Annotated in this window: 14 protein-coding genes and 1 other RNA gene; 7 read left to right on the plus strand and 8 right to left on the minus strand. The window is 40.9% G+C overall.

The window, feature by feature from the left end:
- Positions 1 to 197 (plus strand): transposase (locus WAZ74_RS12515; protein WP_422308634.1); only part of this gene is annotated, 197 nt, incomplete at its 5' end.
- A 44-nt stretch (positions 198 to 241) separates the two neighbouring features.
- On the opposite strand, the gene WAZ74_RS12520 is transcribed toward WAZ74_RS12515, so the two are convergent.
- Positions 242 to 2,143, minus strand: a complete 1,902-nt coding sequence (locus WAZ74_RS12520; protein ID WP_422308635.1) for a TonB-dependent receptor plug domain-containing protein — start codon at positions 2,141 to 2,143, stop codon at positions 242 to 244.
- A 424-nt stretch (positions 2,144 to 2,567) separates the two neighbouring features.
- On the opposite strand from WAZ74_RS12520, the gene WAZ74_RS12525 reads away from it, so the two are divergent.
- On the plus strand, positions 2,568 to 4,535 hold the full coding sequence (locus WAZ74_RS12525) for a mechanosensitive ion channel family protein (RefSeq protein WP_422308636.1): 1,968 nt from the start codon (positions 2,568 to 2,570) through the stop codon (positions 4,533 to 4,535).
- Positions 4,536 to 4,547: 12 nt separating this feature from the next.
- On the opposite strand, the gene WAZ74_RS12530 is transcribed toward WAZ74_RS12525, so the two are convergent.
- From WAZ74_RS12530 to WAZ74_RS12550, 5 genes are all read right to left on the minus strand, one after another.
- Entirely contained in the window at positions 4,548 to 5,207 is a 660-nt protein-coding gene (locus tag WAZ74_RS12530) for a DNA-3-methyladenine glycosylase family protein (protein ID WP_422308637.1), read from the minus strand.
- A 72-nt stretch (positions 5,208 to 5,279) separates the two neighbouring features.
- Complete coding sequence (locus WAZ74_RS12535) at positions 5,280 to 6,011, minus strand: Smr/MutS family protein (RefSeq protein WP_422308638.1); 732 nt, start codon at positions 6,009 to 6,011, stop codon at positions 5,280 to 5,282.
- A 113-nt stretch (positions 6,012 to 6,124) separates the two neighbouring features.
- Positions 6,125 to 7,012: an indole-3-glycerol phosphate synthase TrpC gene (trpC, locus tag WAZ74_RS12540; RefSeq protein ID WP_422308639.1), complete on the minus strand. Its 888-nt coding sequence runs from the start codon at positions 7,010 to 7,012 to the stop codon at positions 6,125 to 6,127.
- Positions 7,013 to 7,172: 160 nt separating this feature from the next.
- Entirely contained in the window at positions 7,173 to 8,303 is a 1,131-nt protein-coding gene (gene trpD, locus WAZ74_RS12545; protein ID WP_422308640.1) for an anthranilate phosphoribosyltransferase, read from the minus strand.
- Between the two features lie 163 nt (positions 8,304 to 8,466).
- Positions 8,467 to 9,090, minus strand: coding sequence for an anthranilate synthase component II (locus tag WAZ74_RS12550; RefSeq protein ID WP_422308641.1), 624 nt, complete (start codon positions 9,088 to 9,090; stop codon positions 8,467 to 8,469).
- 748 nt (positions 9,091 to 9,838) lie between these two features.
- Between WAZ74_RS12550 and glnA the strand changes: the two genes are divergently transcribed.
- Positions 9,839 to 11,248 carry a type I glutamate--ammonia ligase gene (glnA, locus tag WAZ74_RS12555; RefSeq protein WP_422308642.1) on the plus strand — a complete coding sequence of 470 codons (1,410 nt, stop codon included), beginning with the start codon at positions 9,839 to 9,841 and terminating at the stop codon, positions 11,246 to 11,248.
- A 91-nt stretch (positions 11,249 to 11,339) separates the two neighbouring features.
- Here glnA and WAZ74_RS12560 read toward each other — a convergent pair whose 3' ends face one another.
- The gene (locus tag WAZ74_RS12560; RefSeq protein WP_422308643.1) at positions 11,340 to 11,756 is read right to left on the minus strand and encodes a hypothetical protein; all 417 of its coding nucleotides are present in this window, start codon (positions 11,754 to 11,756) and stop codon (positions 11,340 to 11,342) included.
- 144 nt (positions 11,757 to 11,900) lie between these two features.
- Here WAZ74_RS12560 and WAZ74_RS12565 point away from each other — a divergent pair, with 144 nt between their 5' ends.
- Positions 11,901 to 12,734, plus strand: a complete 834-nt coding sequence (locus WAZ74_RS12565) for a DUF4124 domain-containing protein (protein WP_422308644.1) — start codon at positions 11,901 to 11,903, stop codon at positions 12,732 to 12,734.
- A 145-nt stretch (positions 12,735 to 12,879) separates the two neighbouring features.
- Here WAZ74_RS12565 and WAZ74_RS12570 read toward each other — a convergent pair whose 3' ends face one another.
- Positions 12,880 to 13,596: an SIMPL domain-containing protein gene (locus WAZ74_RS12570; RefSeq protein ID WP_422308645.1), complete on the minus strand. Its 717-nt coding sequence runs from the start codon at positions 13,594 to 13,596 to the stop codon at positions 12,880 to 12,882.
- Positions 13,597 to 13,906: 310 nt separating this feature from the next.
- Between WAZ74_RS12570 and ffs the strand changes: the two genes are divergently transcribed.
- The 3 genes from ffs to WAZ74_RS12585 all read left to right on the plus strand — a co-directional run bounded on the left by ffs (position 13,907) and on the right by WAZ74_RS12585 (position 17,928).
- Positions 13,907 to 14,003: signal recognition particle sRNA small type (gene ffs / locus WAZ74_RS12575), an RNA gene on the plus strand.
- Between the two features lie 210 nt (positions 14,004 to 14,213).
- Positions 14,214 to 14,810, plus strand: a complete 597-nt coding sequence (locus WAZ74_RS12580) for a LemA family protein (RefSeq protein ID WP_422308646.1) — start codon at positions 14,214 to 14,216, stop codon at positions 14,808 to 14,810.
- Between the two features lie 58 nt (positions 14,811 to 14,868).
- A complete protein-coding gene (locus WAZ74_RS12585; RefSeq protein WP_422308647.1) occupies positions 14,869 to 17,928 on the plus strand; it encodes a M48 family metalloprotease in 3,060 nt (1,019 codons plus the stop codon).
- Positions 17,929 to 17,995 lie beyond the last annotated feature (67 nt).

A 17,995-nucleotide genomic window follows, 5' to 3' on the forward strand; every position in this document is an offset into this window, starting at 1 on the left:
TACCTGAAAGAAAAAATGCTAAACAACCTAATCCAGAGTTTGATAGCTATTTGTACAAACTGCGTCATCTTGTTGAGAATATGTTTGCGAGACTCAAGCATTTCCGTAGCATCGCTACTCGCTATGAAAAATTAGCTCGTAATTTTAAGTCTATGCTTTATCTGGCCTGCACTATCATTCACTGCAAGATGAATTGAGGACACGCCCTAGTAATATAACTTTCAAATGCTGCTAAATAATCTTAGAACCAGTTATAAGTTAAAGAGGTGAAGAAGTTGGTGCCATCAGTATTGTAGCCGGGTAGCGTAATATATTTTTTATTGGCAATATTATTTAAACGTGCAGTCATAGATAAATTATCAGTGAGTTTATAGTTACCGCTGATATTTAATAAGCCGTAAGAATCGACTGACTGTGAATCTGTATTCGCAACACTACTATAATAATCACCAACATATTGATATTCAGCACGAACATCTAAGCTTGGTAAGCGATAACCTGCATATATCAGACCTTTATGTTCAGGACGAATAGATAGGAAGTTGCCATCGTTCACGCCACCGCTGGCATTTTTTGCTTGCTGATAATCATAGCTACCACCAAATAAATAGCTATTAACAACCCAATCTGAAGTTAAAGTAATACCTTCAATTTTAGCTCTATCAACGTTTTCACTACTACCACCCCAAGGATTTTCGGGCGTGGGCTTTGCCACATAGCCGATTAAATCGTCAACTTTATTGTTATAGCCTGTTAGACGTGTCGACTGTAACGCAGTATCGTATTCAACAAAAGCTTCATAGTTATCGCTGGTTTCAGGTTTTAAGTTAGTATTGCCTGAACCCGGATAATATAAGTCATTGAAAGTAGGCGCACGAAAGCCTTTGGCATAGCTGGCACCAGCACGTAGGTTCGGATTAATTCGATAAGCACCACCTAGATTATAAGTCGTCTCACTACCATATTGTGAGTTGTCATCAAAGCGCACGTTGGCTTGGGCATCAAATTGATTGTTGGCCAATAGGTAGCCTAAAAATGCGCTTTTCACGTCACGGTCATCAACGGTATAGGCAGTACTATCAAGCCCTTGGTTAAGGTATTCAAGGCCATATACACCTTGACCAACTTGAAACTTGTGCTGACCTACTAGGCTGACTTGATTTTGTTTGGTATCAAAAACACCAGGAAAGCTACTATAGTTATCACTTTTATCAATAGAATGGCCATACTGTAATTTTACAGAAGAACCAGGCAGATAACGCCAATCAACAAATGCTTGCGCAGAACCGTTTTCTTGCTTTGAATAGGCGTTTGCTGCACCGTCATCATAATCGGTGGTTGATTTGCTATATAAAACACTTGCACCGGTTAACCACTGCTCATTAATACGCTGAGTTAACGCTAGGCTAACGTTATCGCTTTTAAAGCCATCGTCATCGCTATTATAACCATAGCTATCTGGTAAGGTTGCATTGATACCATCAGTTTCATTATGGCTGGCTGATAAGCTCATGGTCGTGCCGTTGCCACTGTTAAGTTGAGCACTAGCGCCATACAGATATTCGTTATGTGAGCCTACACCTGCAGTCACAGAAACCTGACTCTTTTCAACGTTCGTGCCTTTGGTAAAAACCTGAATCACGCCGCCAATCGCGTCTGAGCCATAAATACTAGAGCCAGAAGCACCATATAATATCTCAATACGATCGATTTGATCAGCAGGTAATAAGCTCAATGTTGCACCGCCAGCACTAATTGAGCTATAGCGTATCCCATCAATAAGCACTAATATTTGCTTGTTATCATATCCGCGCATATAAAAGTTTGAGGTAGTACCAGGGCCGCCATTAGTATAATGACTGATACCTGGCTGACGTTTAATGATATCAAGTGCATTTTGACCTTGGAAGCGTTTCAAATCTTCTTGATCAACAACTCTCGTCTGAGCAATGGCGTTACGGGTCTTAGTCGGCGTGCGCGTGGCGGTTACGACAATCTCATCAAGCTCAACTTGTGGTAGCTCGTTATTGCTAATGTCAGCTGCATCGGTAGTGGCGGCTGTCGCACTTACAGCCAATACGCCTAAGGCACTTAGAATACACAACCGAAGATAAGTGGTCGAAGATGAACGTGATAAAATCATAGGTAATTCCAAAGTAAAAAAGCAGAAGATACAAAACCAAAAGATACAAAAGCAAGCCTTTAAGCAATTAAAACTTACAAAAAACAATAGATAAGTTACACGCGCTTATTATCTATAAAAGTGCTCTACTTATAAACCACTTTAACCTAATGTTTATTCATCATAAGATGAATATTCCTCAAGGTAGACTGCTATCTATTCGTTTAAGCGATATGAATGACGATTGTAAGGTTACTGAGTAAGGCTATTGTCCATTAATGATGCTTTTTATCATAAAGATTACTGTGTCGATCATCATAAGTGAAAACGTCGCAGGCTAACATAGACAGCCATAAAAACATGCAATCAAAAGTATTGCTGTCATAAAAAATTGCTATTATAGTGGCAGATTTTATCTGTTCTTTGTTGTGCCATTCATAAAGCCATGAGGTTTGTTTTGTCTATTAAGCATCGTCTGAGTACCACTGCTATACCACCTTCATCAAAGCCAGCTTCATCAAAACGGTTGCTGAAAATACCACTATTCGTGATGACACTGCTTTTCGCTATGATATTCAGTGTCATCTCGCAGCCCAGTGCGTTGGCAGCTGAAGCAAGCATACTGGGTGTGGGTGGTGCTAAAGCTGAGGAAGGATCTGATACGTCGGTACCAGATTCATTTGGACGCGATACCCCTCGGCATACGGTGCAAGGGTTTCTCGGGGCGCTGGGTGAAAATGATTATTTGCTGGCGAGTAATTATTTAAATTTATCCAAGTCTGATAATCCGACGACGATTGTGCGGCAGTTTAAGCAAGCGCTTGATGCAGGAGGTCGCTTTCAGCCTGACTTGCAGATTAATAATACGCTTGAGGGTAATTTAACCGATCAACTGCCGCCAAGCCAAGAAAACGTCGGTGTTATCAACGTCAGTGATAAAAGTATACCGCTGATACTTGAAAGAGTGGTTTCAAAGCAGGGTGAGCAATATTGGCAGTTTTCTACCGATACGCTCAGCTCAATACCGGAAGCGATAGAAAATTATAAGCCGACTTTGGTTTCTCGTTATACCATTGACTCTCTAGAAGGTAAAAAGATCTTTAGCTATCAGTTGGCTGATTTGGTTGCTGCTTTAGCGATGACGATCAGCAGTTTTTTATTCACTTATATTGCTGTATGGCTGCTATATCATTTATTGAAGCTTGTTTATCCTCGTGTTCGTGGTGTACCGCTACCATTGCCAGATAGGGTGATATTGCCGCTCGCAGTGGTGATTATGGCGCTGATTTTATCTGAGGTAATGGTATATGCTGGGGTGTCAGTGACACTGCGCGAGCCTATCAATCGTTATACAGATATCGCTTCTTGGCTTGCGACAACTTGGTTATTACTGCGAGTTATCGATGCTATATTTACCCGTGCGGTCAATTTGAGTTATAAGAAGAACTATACTGAACGCGTCTCTATCTTAGGGCTATTACGCAAAATCGTTAAAGCGCTACTGCTAATATTTGCCATTATCGTTATTTTTGGCAATTTAGGTTTTGATTTAACGACGGGTATTGCGGCATTAGGGGTCGGTGGTTTAGCGTTAGCCTTAGGTGCGCAAAAGACTATCGAAAACTTAGTAGGAAGTGTGGTGGTGGTGGCAGATTCACCCGTACGTATAGGTGACTATTGTAAATTTGGTACTTATGAGGGCACCGTCATCGATATTGGTATTCGTTCATCACGCGTGCGTACGTTGACCCGTACTATCGTCACCGTACCTAACGGTGATTTTTCATCGATGCAAATTGAAAATTTCACCTCGCGTGATATGTTCCGCTTTTTACATCAGCTATATATCAAACGTACGGGTGATATTGACGTCGTGTTCCAAATGGTCAAGCACTTGGATAAATTTTTGGATGAGCATGAATTGACCAACCAAGAATGGAATCAAGTGAATATTTTAGAGTTACGTCAAGATTGCTATATCATTCAATTACAAGCCTACGTCAATGCCAGCGGCATTATTGAATTCTACGACAAACAAAACGTGTTATTCGTTGATGTGTTAATGCAAGTTAGAAAATATGATGTAGAGCATGCCTTGCCAACGCAGCAGCTGATTGTCAAGCAACCAGAACTTCAGGCTCAATTAGAACATGAAGTCGAAAGTGAGACAGTTGACAAGAAAGAGGGCCAAAAAAATGCTGCTGATAATAAGCCTGAAGCCGTTAATTTAAGCAAAGAGGTAGATACCATTGAGAATAAGCAGGCAACAGATAAGCCCAAAGATAAACTAAAAAAGCACATGGTAGACAATAGATATAAGAGCATTCATAAAAATCGTGGTTATACTTTAGCAAGACTAAAGTTCAGGCAGGTTAAAAAGAGCTTTAGAGTTCCTAAAGTAAAAGGTAAGTAGTGAAATAGACTGTTATACCGGCACAGTCTTTTTATTATGCATCCAGCCATAATGTGACCATAATAGTAAGCTTGCCGCACTGCGATGTGGCGACCACTCTTGAGTCGCTGTCTTTAATTGCTTTGGCGTTGGACGCTCTGTTAAGCCTAATACATCCATCGCAGCGACTTTAATGGCTAAATCATCAACTGCAAGTACGTCTGCGCGCCCTAAAGAGAACAGTAAATACATCTCAGCCGTCCAGCGCCCAATACCAATAACGGCGGTAAGTACTCTAAGCACATCTTCATCACTCATGATTGTTAATGTATCAAAGTCGATGTTGTGGTCAATCAATGATCGCGTATAACGGATTTTCTGTTTCGAGAGACCTTGTGCCCGTAATGTGTCGTCTTCTACTTGGATGATCGTTTGCGGGGAGGTCAAGTTGGCATCAAGCAGTTTGCTCCAAATACTGGAAGCCGCCGCAACTGATAGCTGTTGACCTACCATCGCTCTTAGTAGTTGCTCAAAGCCACCGGCATTACGTCTTAAGTCAGGCAAACCTACTTGCTCATAAATCGCAGCAAATCTTGGTTCAATGGCGATAAGTTCCATGATGTGAGATTTTAACTGTTCAGTAGTTTGAATTGTTTTTATTGTCTCTGTTGTTTCAATCGGTTGTAAGCTCATAACTGATTTATCCTCTATTGCTATAAAAAAAGGACTGCGTTTATGCAGTCCTTTTTTTCTAAATTAAAAAGCTTATTCGCTATCAGTTTTCGTCTTTTTTAATAATACCAATACCGCGCCATTACCACCATCTTTTGGCGGGGCTGAGCAAAATGCCAGTACTTCTGGTAATTGACGTAACCAACCATTGACGCAGGTTTTTAAGATAGCCTCAGAGCCTTTACCATGGACGATTTTAACCATCGTTTCATTGTTTTGCTTGGCTTGGCTGAGCAGTTGACTCATAGCAATGCGTGCTTCTTCAATCGTACAGCCATGAATATCAACCGCATCATACCAACGTAATTTACCCTGTTTTAATTGGGTAAAGACTTTAGTCTGTAGCGTCGGATTCTTATAAGATAAGTAGGCTTCACCAGCGACAGGATTAAGTAGCGCTTGCATATCTGATAAGCCTGCGCCTAAGTCCACACCTTCACTACCTTGAGCGGCTGCACGTTTTGATAGCGTGGCTGCGTCAGGCTTTTTGGCTTTTGCTGCGTTAGCAGGTGAGCGCACATTTTTATCATCGAGCTGATTGACGCCATGCATTGCTTGCATGAATAAGACTTTGTCATCATCGATATGTTCGCTGTCCATCTGCTTAACGGTCTTTTTGACTTGTTTTTGCGTGAGCAAAGAAACAGGTTCAGTCGGCTTGCCATTGTCGCCATCAGGTGACGTGGTATCACGACCTTTGCTCAGTTGACCTTTGAGCTCTTTGAGCTGATCTTGAATTTCTTTTGAAAATAGAGAATTTGACATAAAAGTTAACGTATCGTTGGTTAATGAATGGGGTAATGATCGTTATCAGCTGATATCTGCACTTAACTATGATTTGCACTTATATGAGCAGTATCCGCTGATTTTGTCCTACTTTACGCGCTCGTAGGGACGCTCGCAAGTAAGGATTGTAACGCATTCCCTGGATGATCGGTCTTCATAAATTGCTCACCGATTAAAAAGTGCTGAATATTGTGATTAAGCATTAACTTAATATCATCGGCGCTATGAATACCGCTTTCAGTGACAATAAGGGGTCTTTGTGAAAGATCGTCAGGATTCGCAGCAAAGGCATCGTTAATGGCTAACGCTTGCAATAAGGTATTTTTTAAATCTAGCGTGGTCTGTAGATCGACTTCAAAGGTATTTAGATTACGATTATTGATACCGTAGATATTATGTTCTGAACGAGGAAGCTGTAAAGCACGTTCAAGCTCGCCTGCCGTATGTATCTCAATAAGTACATCCATACCAAGCTTAATACTCAGCGCATGTAGCTCTTGCACTTGTGCATCATCAAGGCATGCCATAATCAGTAGTATGCAATCTGCACCCATTAAATAGGATTGATAAATCTGATAAATATCAATCATAAAGTCTTTGCGTAATATGGGTAGACTACAAGCGTCACGCGCTTGGATTAAATAGCTATCATCACCTTGAAAATAGTCACGGTCGGTTAATACCGACAGACAGCTCGCACCACCTTGCTCGTATTGCTTGGCAAATTCGGCAGGCATAAAGTTATGATTGATAATGCCTTTGGAAGGTGAGGCTTTTTTAATTTCGGCAATAATACCAATATCAGCAGCCCGTAAAGCCGCAGCAAAACCACGACGTGGGCGTTTATCCGCTGCTACTTGTGCTTGTAAATCGGCAAGTGATAACTTATCACGGGCAGTAGCAACTTCATTATATTTAGTGGCGACTATGCGCTGTAACACTGAAGGGATATCGGTATTTGTTTTTAGGTTGGCGGTCATGATTATATCCAGTTATCGATAAATCTAAATTATCAGTAAAGTGTGGTGGTTATCAATGGAGCATGTTTATTAAGAGGGTTATTAACATAGTTATTAATATCGTTATCAATAAAGTATCGCTATTAGCAGTCTTAAACACCGGCTTAATGACCGTTTTATCTTAAGCGTCGGCTACTAGCTTCTGAGTATAAGCCGCCAATGATTCAAGTTTGGTCAATGCTGAACCATTTTGAATAACAGCCTGCGCTTGATTAACGCCATTAGGATAATTGCTGGCAAGACCGGAAGTATAAATAGCTGCACCGGCATTCAAGGCAATCATATCACGGGCTTTGAGTACCGCACGGTCATGGGTTGGCGCACCTGATAACGCCGCACGTATCAGCTCAAGGCTTTGCTCAGGCGACTCTACATCAAGCCCAATAAGCGTCTGTGATTCAATACCCGCATCTTCTGGCATTAACTCATATACAGTTATTTCACCATCTTTTAGTTCAGCGACTGTGGTTGAAGTAGCAAGGCTAATTTCATCTAAGCCATCTTTTGCACCGACGACCATCACGTGACGGGCACCTAAGTTCTTCATCACTTTGGCGATTGGTTCACAGAGCTGTGCGGTAAACACCCCAATGACTAGATTTGGTACGCCAGCAGGGTTGGTTAATGGCCCTAAGATATTAAAAATAGTTCGTGATTTGAGTTCGCGACGGACTGGGTTGGCATAACGCATGGCGCTATGATGATTGGGCGCAAATAAAAAGCCTATGCCTTGGTTTTCGATGCAGTCTTTTGTTTGCTCAGGTGTGAGCGACAGACTAATACCAGCTTGCTCAAGCAAATCTGAGCTGCCAGATCTGGTAGAGACACCGCGATTGCCATGCTTAGCAACTTGTGCACCTGCTGCTGCTGCGACTAAAGCTGAGGCAGTAGAGACATTGAACAAGTTTGCACCATCGCCGCCGGTACCAACGATATCGACCAAATAGTTACAATCCTTAGGTGCAATATTGGCAGCTAACGCACGCATGGCACTAGCAGAGGCGGTGATTTCATCGATAGATTCACCTTTCATACGCAAACCCGTTAAGATAGCACCCATCATGGCATTGCTACATTTGCCTTGCATGATAACTAGCATGACTTGATGCATCTCAGCAAAAGTCAAATCAATATGCTGGAAAATTCTATCCAATGCAGTCGTCAGCAATTTATGAATTTGCTCATCAGTCAGTTGAGCAATACCTTCCGCTGTTGTGACGTCTCGTATATCCTGCAGGTTAGCAGTAGTCATGAGGATTCTCGCTTATTATTATGTTTGACAGTAAGGGTTAGTGATTAAAGGGTTAGTGGTTTACCATTATAAAGCTAATTTGACAGACTGACCTTATTAACATAGTCAGTATCAAAGCAAGTATCGTCAAGACAGCGATCATTAAGCAGAATTGCCAAACAAATTAGCCTACTTGTGGTAACTCGTCTGAGGGTAATACCGCCAAATTATGACTCTGTAAGAAATTATTAAGCAGCTGATAGCCCGCTTCACTTAAAATAGATTCTGGATGGAACTGCACGCCCTCAATAGCAAAGCTTTTATGACGCACGCCCATAATCTCCTCAATACTATTATCTGCATTTTGTGTCCATGCCGTTACCTCTAGGCAGTCGGGCAGGCTCGTCTTATCAATAACGAGAGAATGGTAACGCGTGAATTGTGAGGGGCTAGGTAAGTTGACAAACACACCTTTACCATTGTGATAAACGGCGGATAAACGTCCGTGCATGACTTCGCCAGCTTTAACCACTTGTCCGCCAAAAGCTTGTCCAATCGCCTGATGACCTAAGCAAATACCTAATATGGGTATCACACCTTTAAAGGTATCGATGACTTCTAACGAAATACCAGCGCGATCCGGATCGCAAGGACCAGGACCAATGACAATGATGTCAGGGGCGAGGGTGTGAATCTGTTCGATGGTGACCTCATCATTACGCCATACAGTGATGTCCTGCTGCAACTCACCGAAGTACTGTACAATATTGTACGTAAAGCTGTCGTAATTATCGATCATCAAAATCATTATAATTTTCACCTACTATTGTCGTTATACGTGTATAAGTGTGCATCCATTACATCTAATAGCTGTTAGATGTAAGCTATTAAACATAAGCTATTGGGTATACTTTTATTAATGCTTGATATCTTACCACTATTTTTCCGTCTATCAAGAGTAGCGTATAAGCCATCATGTTATCTAACCCGTACTTTCGTTCAAAAGCATTTATTTCAGCATTTATTCTATGGTCATCATCAAAGCCACTTCATCTAATGATAAGCATTAAACGCACTAAAATAGTTCGTTATTACCATCGCAGTGCTTTTATGTGCACTTATTTAGTGCAAAATAGTCATGTATAGCTGCTTATTGTGAAGTATTTTCATCATTATATTGAAGTTATTGGTTTTGAAGTCATTGTCGCAGGCCAATGGGTTCATCAGCTTGATATGAGTGTCATCCCAGTTTGTATCGTATTGAATATAAAGTCTTGGCACAGCAGTTGCAGTATTATAGCGGTAGCAATTTATTGATTAAAATGAATAGCGTGTTATATATTGGCATAGATTTAATCCAGCGAATTATTCACAAGCGGATAAAATCACCATAACAGTTCAGCATTATTAATCAGATATTGTTAAAATAGCGCCAGCATTGGTTCAGCGGATAAGATGCTGACATTAGGTAAGTGCATACGTTGACCGATGGCGCTAATCCATAAATTCATAATATTTAGATCGCCATTAACTGATAACCACGAAGGATATGATTCATGTCAAATAAATTACTAGATCTCATTAAGTCATCTAATGCTAAATGGGTGGACTTTCGCTTCACTGATACTCGTGGTAAAGAACATCATATGAGCTTCCCAGCTCATAGCGTTGATGAAGAATCGATGGAAGATGGCAAAATGTTTGATGGCTCATCGATTGCTGGTTGGAAAGGTATCGAAGCATCAGACATGATTTTGCGCCCTGACCCTGATACGGCGTTTATCGACCCGTTCTTTGATGCGGTTACGGTTGTCGTAACTTGTGACATCATTGAGCCATCAACCCTACAAGGTTATGACCGTGACCCGCGCTCTATCGCCCGCCGCGCTGAAGAGTATTTAAAGTCTACTGGTATTGGTGACACGGCCTATTTTGGTCCTGAGCCTGAATTCTTTGTATTTGATGAAGTAAAATGGTCTGTTGGCATGTCTGGTGTCAGTCATGAAATCGTTGCTGAAGAAGCGGCTTGGTCAAGCAACAAAGATTACGAGTGGGGCAACATGGGTCATCGCCCACGTGTCAAAGGTGGTTATGTGCCAGTACCACCAGTTGATAGCTCACAAGATATGCGTACTGTCATGTGCGATCGCATCGAAGATATGATTGGTGAAGGTTGCATCGAAGTCCATCACCATGAAGTTGCGCCTTGTCAGTTAGAGATTGGCGTTGCTTTTAACACCCTAGTACGTAAAGCAGATGAAGTGCAAAAACTCAAATACGCCGTACATAACGTTGCCCATCAGTTTGGCAAAACAGCAACCTTTATGCCAAAGCCGATCGTTGGTGACAATGGTTCTGGTATGCACGTCCATATCTCAATCTCAAAAGATGGCGTCAATACTTTCTCTGGCGATGAATATGCGGGCTTGTCTGAAACGGCATTGTATTTTGTTGGTGGTATCATTAAACACGCTCGTGCGCTTAATGCGATTACCAATCCATCGACCAACAGCTACAAGCGTCTAGTGCCTCATTACGAGGCGCCTATTAAGCTTGCTTACTCAGCATCTAACCGCTCAGCATCTATCCGTATCCCACACGTCAGCAGCCCAAAAGCGGTGCGTGTTGAAGCGCGATTCCCTGATCCAGCAGCCAACCCATACCTAGCATTTGCGGCACTGTTGATGGCGGGTCTTGACGGTATTCAAAACAAAATGCATCCAGGTGAAGCGGCTGATAAAAATTTATATGATTTGCCACCAGAAGAAGAGGCATTGATTCCAACGGTCGCTGAGAACTTAGAAGTGGCACTACAAGCCTTAAAAGATGATCATGAATTCTTATTGAAAGGCGATGTATTTACTAAAGATATGTTAGAGGCTTATATTGCTCTAAAACAAGAAGAAGTACAGCGCGTCAATATCACGGTACATCCTGTTGAGTTTGATTTGTACTACAGCTGCTAATCCATCGTTGAAATTTTGAGTTTCTAATTAAAAAACCAGCTAAATAGCATTTAGCTGGTTTTTTTGTGTCTAATCAAATATATGCGTCAACTCAGATATCAAACCAGTAGCCACTTTTTTCAGTGATATCGAATAATTCAGAACTGTTAGATTTACATCTTTTGATGTTTTCTTCTGAAATATTGACCTTTTCAAGCTCTGAACTCCAACCTTCAATATATATTTCTGAAGGTATAATAGTCAAGTCAGGAGAGCTGATTATTTTTCCACTAATTTTAGCCTTATGAAATAGAAAAGTTTCGCCTCCACCAACAAGTGGAAGAATTTTTTGTAAAACGTATGCTATATCTCTATTGCTTATTCTAACTCTTTTACAGTTTTTATAATTTGGCTCATAGTTTTCTTCTATAAAATACAACCCTTCATCAATAAAAACAATCCAGCCTGTCAAGTCAACTGTACAATTCTCTATATTTTTTCCTTCACTATATAACTCTTGAAAATTCATATTATTTTCCTTCAGTTCTCTAACTTACAAGCCAGCAATTCATTTTCACAGCCACTACTGTTTTTATCATAAAAAACCCGCATAATAATTATATTATATTTTAATCAAACGCACTTATTAGGTTGACTGACTATGCACTCACTCTTGAATCGTTCACAACTTATTCAGACCGCAATGACCATACGCAGCCATGCACAAATTAAAAACAAAATGGTATTGGCTGGTTTGTTAATGGGTGCAGCCAGTCTCTACGCGCCGATAACGAATGCTGCACCTATTTATAAAGTCATTGATGAAAAAACGGGTCAAGTCACCTTTACCGACCGTCCGCAGAACTATGAGCATAAAGTGGGCAAGCAAATTAGTGAGACGTCTGTTATGACGGATACTCGCTCTACGTCCAATAGTGTCAATAATAGCACCGCAGTAAATAGCAATCCTGCGCCTCCTCAGCAAATGGTCGCCAGTAATGCAACACCACCAGCGCTAGCAAATGCATCGAGCACAATTCAAGCGCCACGCGTCAGTTATCAATTAACGATGATTGAGCCTAGTGAAGAGCGCGCTTATCGTCGCCCTGTACAAAGTATCGTTGTCAATGTACAAGTAAAGCCCGCCCTACAAGCAGGCGATAGTGTGAGCATTACGCTTGATGGTAATGAGGTAGCACAAAGTTTAAGTACATCGATTTCGACCGTTGATATTTTACCGGGCTCTCATATTGTAAATGCTGTGCTTAAAAATGAAAAAGGGCAGGTATTAAAGCAAATCTCACGTACCGTCTATGTCATTCAGAATACGCAGACACTGCAGAATAATAAGAAAATTGTCGAGCAGCTTTTAGCTTATCAGCAGCTACCTTGGCATCAAAAGGTGTTATTAAAAATGCGTCAAAATGGTAAGCAACCGAATATGCAATCATTTACTAAACCAGTAGCCGACAAACCAATGACCCTTGAACAGCCAGCTATAAAATAATTCGTGGTAAATATTGCCTAGCGTTGACGGATGAAAGATAGATTTAAGTAATAAACCAAACATCTCTATACATAATAAAGGCAATCACTGGCATCAGCGATTGCCTTTATTTATAACAGTTTTTTTATATAGAATAGACAGAAGTCTATTTGGTTAACTCAATTGTGCCATTAGCAGTCACTGAGATGGTACTATTACCAGACTCAAAATTTTGGCTTGGTACTGACGCATCAGCTGATTCAGCTTTCATACTCATCGCATTGTACATTGGACGTGGATAGTTGCTACCAGTGTTTAGATTTACTGTAACCACACGGTAGCTACGGGCATCCCAAGCACGGGTTAGGTTCTTAGCTTGCTGTTGAAAGGCGAGTGAAGCATTCGTCATCAGTTTTTGCTCTAAAGCGTCTTTTTTGAGTTCCGATACGCCAAAGCTTAGATTTTCCATGACCAAGGTTTCTTGCAAGTCCGCAATCAGTTGGCTGGTTGCGGTAAAATCGGTGCTTTTTAAATCTATATTTGCCTGTCCTGTCCAACCAATAATTTTATTGTTTTTATCGTAGCGTGGGTAGGTACGTTGTTGACCAGTGCTCACGGTGACAGTCGGGTAGCGCTTAGCGATTTTCAGAGCATTGTTAATTGAAGTATTAAGGGTGGTTGCCAATGCTTTTGAGTCAGTTGCCTGCGCCTTTTTATATAAGGTAGCATTTACTTCATCGTTTTGAATCTCTTCTTTGACTTCTGTCTGAAAAGTAAGCTGGTCATAGCCCGTTGGTTCTGCATGAGCGCTGCCCATCATTGCTGTCATTAGGGCCGCGGTAGTGGTGGCTAGAGCCACTTTATTCAGTAGAGTGGTTTTCATTATTATCTCCTAGTCATTGATAGTAGTAATATTTATGTGAGTCGTGTAGTGATTGTATTGATCACGCTTATTTTTATAACGTATGTCGTTTGTATTCATTTTTTATTCAACGTACCCTAACTAAAATAACAAGAATTAAATGTGCTGCTGTAAGAATTTTGTCACTTAAGTTACGGGCTAGGTTGTGAGAGTGACGAGATTATTTTTTTATCTCATTAAATTACACAGTTTTTTAGCATATGAAACGAATAGTTTTACGATTGGGGTTGTAATCATAAAAAATCCTTGTATAATCTGCAACTGGTGGCTCCATTGGTAGCCTCGCAACATTGTTCTATGAATCCCGCCAGGACCGGAAGGTAGCAACGGTAATAGTTATAATGTGTGCCGAGGATGTGCTTTTGGAGTCGCTTTTTTTTGCCTAAGATTTGATAGCTTAATATATGAGTGGCTATACAAGTAGTTTGAAATGCTGAATACTGATAATAAGTCCTTCATTATAAAGGGCTTTTTTTTCGCCTGTATTTTGTTAAATTTTAACATTTCATTGATTAAGATAGGTTAATATACAATATATTAACTTTTTACTAACATTCTAGACACTTTGGGATTTTCTTATGAAAATGTTTGTTTGGCTATTCATTGCATTCGTGGTACTGGTGATAGTTTTCGGGGTATCGATATTTAATAAGTTGGTACGCGCCCGCAATCAAGCAAAGAATGGCTTTGCGCAGATAGATGTACAGCTAAAACGTCGTCATGATTTAATTCCAAATTTAGTCGAAACGGCAAAGCGTTATCTAACGTATGAAGAAGAAACATTGACTCGCGTCATTAGTGCGCGTAATCATGCCCAAAGCTTGCAAGATTCTAGTAAGCATCAGCCAGATGCACTTGAGCATATGGCATTGTTTGCCAAGGCTGAGAGTATGTTATCGAAAGCTTTAGGACAGTTTTCTGCGGTTGTAGAAGCGTATCCTGAGCTAAAAGCAGATAGTATGATTAAAGAATTAATGGACGAGCTGACCAATACCGAAAACCGCATTGGCTTTGCGCGTCAGCACTATAATGATAGCGTGATGTTCTACAATAATGATCGCGAAGTATTTCCCAACAATTTGATTAGCACCACCTTTGCATTTCGTCCGTTAAGTCAATTGGTATTTGAAGATAGAAAGGTGATTGCTCAAGCACCGATTGTTAATATGGGCTAGTGTTTTACTACATTCATAGGCTCAAATATATTTAGCATTCTTTAGGTCAGACAAATAAATGGACTTCTTCGGTGAACAGCGCAAACGTACTCAGCGCAGCCTACTGCTGTATGGGCTATTTTTTCTTATTATATTTGTGCACATTGCGGTGGCACTCGGTGTCATGGCGCTATTGCTTAAACTATTTACCGGTGGCATTTATTATTGGGCATTAATACTGGTTGTTGTGTGGACGATAGGTAGCTTTGTCATTGGCAGTTTTTTGGAATATGGGCGCTTAGCAGCAGGCGGTCGTGCCATTGCTCAGCGCGTAGGTGCCGTTCGGTTGTTTATTGATCATAGCCAAGATGCTTGGGAGCACAGTCAAGGGGTTGCTCATCAACATGAGCCTATGCAAAAAGTTCGTTTTAGTGCGCATCATATCGCAGTACGTGATGAGCGTGATTTTCCGTCTGTTTATAGGCGTTATTATGAGATTGCTCAGCAGTTGGCCATTGCATCGGGTTTGAGCATGCCGATTCTGTATGTGCTGCCTGATGAACAAGGTATCAATGGTTTCGTCGCCGGTCGTCATAGCCAAGATATGGTGCTGGTGCTGACTCAAGGGGCGCTTGATAAGCTGTCTGATGAGGCGCTATACGGACTCATAGGACATGAATACGGTCATATATTGCATGGCGATGCGACGTTTAATCTGCAACTGATGATTGTGCTAGCAGGGTTACAGCTATTATATGATTGGAGCGATTCCGTTAATAACTTTGCCACTAGTTATCAAAGCGGCCATAAAAGTAGCCAGAAAAATTATTTTGATAATTTTTTTATCAATAGTGCGGTCAATCAAAATACCCCTTTACCGCAAAGAGCCATTGATAGCCATGCTCGTAGCACTGAGGCGCAAACGGCAAGCTTTACCACTCATAGTGAATGGGTCACCTATTGGCAGAAGCAGTCCCAAAGCCAATCCCACAAAAATCAGTCATCCGCTAAGAGTCAGTCGATATGGCTACCAAACAGCGCTGGCAATGATCGGCAAGCACCGCGTAATATCTTGACATTGTTTATACATGGATTGAGCTTCTCAAGTATGGCCAGTGCTCAGCTGATTAAGCATAGCTTTAACCGGGAGCGTGAGTTACTCGCTGATGCCACCAGTGTGCAATTGACGCGCTCGCCCGCGATTATGGAAACCTTACAGGCTATTCATCGAGATTCACTGGGTTCGCGATTGACAGGTATCGCTGATATCAATGGACTCAGCCATTTCTTCTTTGCCAGTAGTGGCGCGGACTTAGGCGATGTCTCATGGTTTGCCACGCATCCAAGTTTAACTGAGCGTATGAGCGCCATTAATGCCAATGCTTATCATGATTTTGCCGTGCAAGTCGCTACAGAAAAACGCCTAAATCAACAAAAAATTAGAGAGATATATGAGCAGCGCCGGTTGGGTGATTGGGGTGTCGTAAAAGCAAATAGCCTAAGTAAAAATAAGCAAGCGAAAACCTCGTTTCAACCTCAAACATTGTCCAATAGTAATAATACAGTTGATAATGTTAATAATAGAAAAATAACTGAATCTCCTAACAATGTTATTGATGAGAAAATTTCAGCTTTTACTCAAAGCGTACAAAACGAGCTTAGTAATAAGTTAGAAACCGAAGCAGGTCTTGAGTTCGTTGTAGATCAAGATGTCGTTATTGATGGGCGCTTGCAAGTAGAACCAGAGTCTATTGGTACTCATAAGATGCTAAAGCCATGGCAGGCAATACCTGATAGCGACTTGCCAGCGAAAGAATTAATCAGTACTGATGATATACAAAAGGTATCACTATCGCACTATGTGCTTAATCACAGTTATCATCCGCTAGGGGCGCAAGCTTTGATTGAAGCAGTACTGCTATGTCATCAAGGTTGCACACTGTCAACGACTGCAACTTATGATTTAGCTGATATTTGGACGGGGCTGCCTAGTGATGAAATGTCTGCTACGATTGATAGCCATACTGAAGCCGATACCAACAATGAAATCGATATTGCTAATAATGAGAAAATTTTACCGCATACAATAGACCATAAATTATTAGAGATGGTCGCCAGTATCGACCGCCGTTTAGATAGCGCTCTAATGACACTTTCTTTGGAACACCTAGGTCAGCATGATTTATCCGAAAACGCTATTAATGAGTTACATTCAAAGTATGAAGCCAGTCATAGCAATCAAGATTATCAACATTATGTGCAGCAAAAAAAGTGTCGTACGATGCTGTTGCGTTATCAGGACGGTATGACTAAGCTCTTTGAAACCCATCTAACCACAGATTTAAGCCAAGAAATTGCTGCTACTATATCTAGTGACAATGCTTATATTGATAAACCTAAATCAGTATCAACGCCTATAGGAAATACTAACTCTCGGTTGCCATCAGTGTCAGCATTATGGCAAGCGCTACAGCTACAGCAATTATTACCTATACTGTCTACTGTATTGAACGATAAGCAGTCGCATGTACCTGCACAGACATCATGGCAGCAAACATTGTACGCTGGCACGGATGATATTTATGCTCAGCTTGATCCTTCAGGACAGATATTTACGGGTCTCGATATTGCTGCAAAAACAATGCTTGTTCTATTAGCTTATCGTTTATCCAGAGACGCCAAAGGCCAGATCATATCGGCGTTGGATAGCTCAGTACATATTTCAATGCTCAGCTATAACAATGACAGCGTTGCCCACTATATTGTGGATTTACGACGTCATGCGCGTTTGATTTATATTGACCTTGAAGCAGTAAGTGATGCAAATTTACAATGGCTATTATTGACTGCGCAAAATTTAAATAGTGTGCAATTATTGGCATTAATAGAAGCTGTACCTGTTTTTAAATCATCGGTAATGGATACTAAATATGATGATAATTCTCAAGAGCGACAACAGAGCAGTGCTCAAATAGATTATAATGCAATGATTAATAAGCCTTATGCTTATAATAATTACCGGCAATGGCTGAGTACGTTGCATACAATGATGCTACACGATACGATAGTCAGCCAAGATGAATATGATTGCTTAACTGTACTGGCAGATCATTGGCTTGGCGTTAAAGAGCTTTTTTAGATTGCCTAGATGCTTTAAGCGTTAAATTGTTTTTAAAATTGAAAAACGGTAAACCCATTTTAGATAA

Origin of the sequence: Psychrobacter sp. (assembly GCF_049295055.1) — a bacterium.
Classification (GTDB): Bacteria; Pseudomonadota; Gammaproteobacteria; order Pseudomonadales; family Moraxellaceae; genus Psychrobacter.

Bases quoted from the DNA above. Each gene is read 5' to 3' on its own strand.
- WAZ74_RS12525 (WP_422308636.1), top strand. From the start codon at position 2,568: ATGAGGTTTGTTTTGTCTATTAAGCATCGTCTGAGTACCACTGCTATA.
- WAZ74_RS12580 (WP_422308646.1), top strand. From the start codon at position 14,214: ATGAAAATGTTTGTTTGGCTATTCATTGCATTCGTGGTACTGGTGATA.
- WAZ74_RS12530 (WP_422308637.1), bottom strand. From the start codon at position 5,207: ATGAGCTTACAACCGATTGAAACAACAGAGACAATAAAAACAATTCAA.
- WAZ74_RS12560 (WP_422308643.1), bottom strand. From the start codon at position 11,756: ATGAATTTTCAAGAGTTATATAGTGAAGGAAAAAATATAGAGAATTGT.
- WAZ74_RS12535 (WP_422308638.1), bottom strand. From the start codon at position 6,011: ATGTCAAATTCTCTATTTTCAAAAGAAATTCAAGATCAGCTCAAAGAG.
- trpD (WP_422308640.1), bottom strand. From the start codon at position 8,303: ATGACTACTGCTAACCTGCAGGATATACGAGACGTCACAACAGCGGAA.
- WAZ74_RS12585 (WP_422308647.1), top strand. From the start codon at position 14,869: ATGGACTTCTTCGGTGAACAGCGCAAACGTACTCAGCGCAGCCTACTG.
- glnA (WP_422308642.1), top strand. From the start codon at position 9,839: ATGTCAAATAAATTACTAGATCTCATTAAGTCATCTAATGCTAAATGG.
- WAZ74_RS12550 (WP_422308641.1), bottom strand. From the start codon at position 9,090: ATGATTTTGATGATCGATAATTACGACAGCTTTACGTACAATATTGTA.
- WAZ74_RS12520 (WP_422308635.1), bottom strand. From the start codon at position 2,143: ATGATTTTATCACGTTCATCTTCGACCACTTATCTTCGGTTGTGTATT.
- trpC (WP_422308639.1), bottom strand. From the start codon at position 7,012: ATGACCGCCAACCTAAAAACAAATACCGATATCCCTTCAGTGTTACAG.
- WAZ74_RS12570 (WP_422308645.1), bottom strand. From the start codon at position 13,596: ATGAAAACCACTCTACTGAATAAAGTGGCTCTAGCCACCACTACCGCG.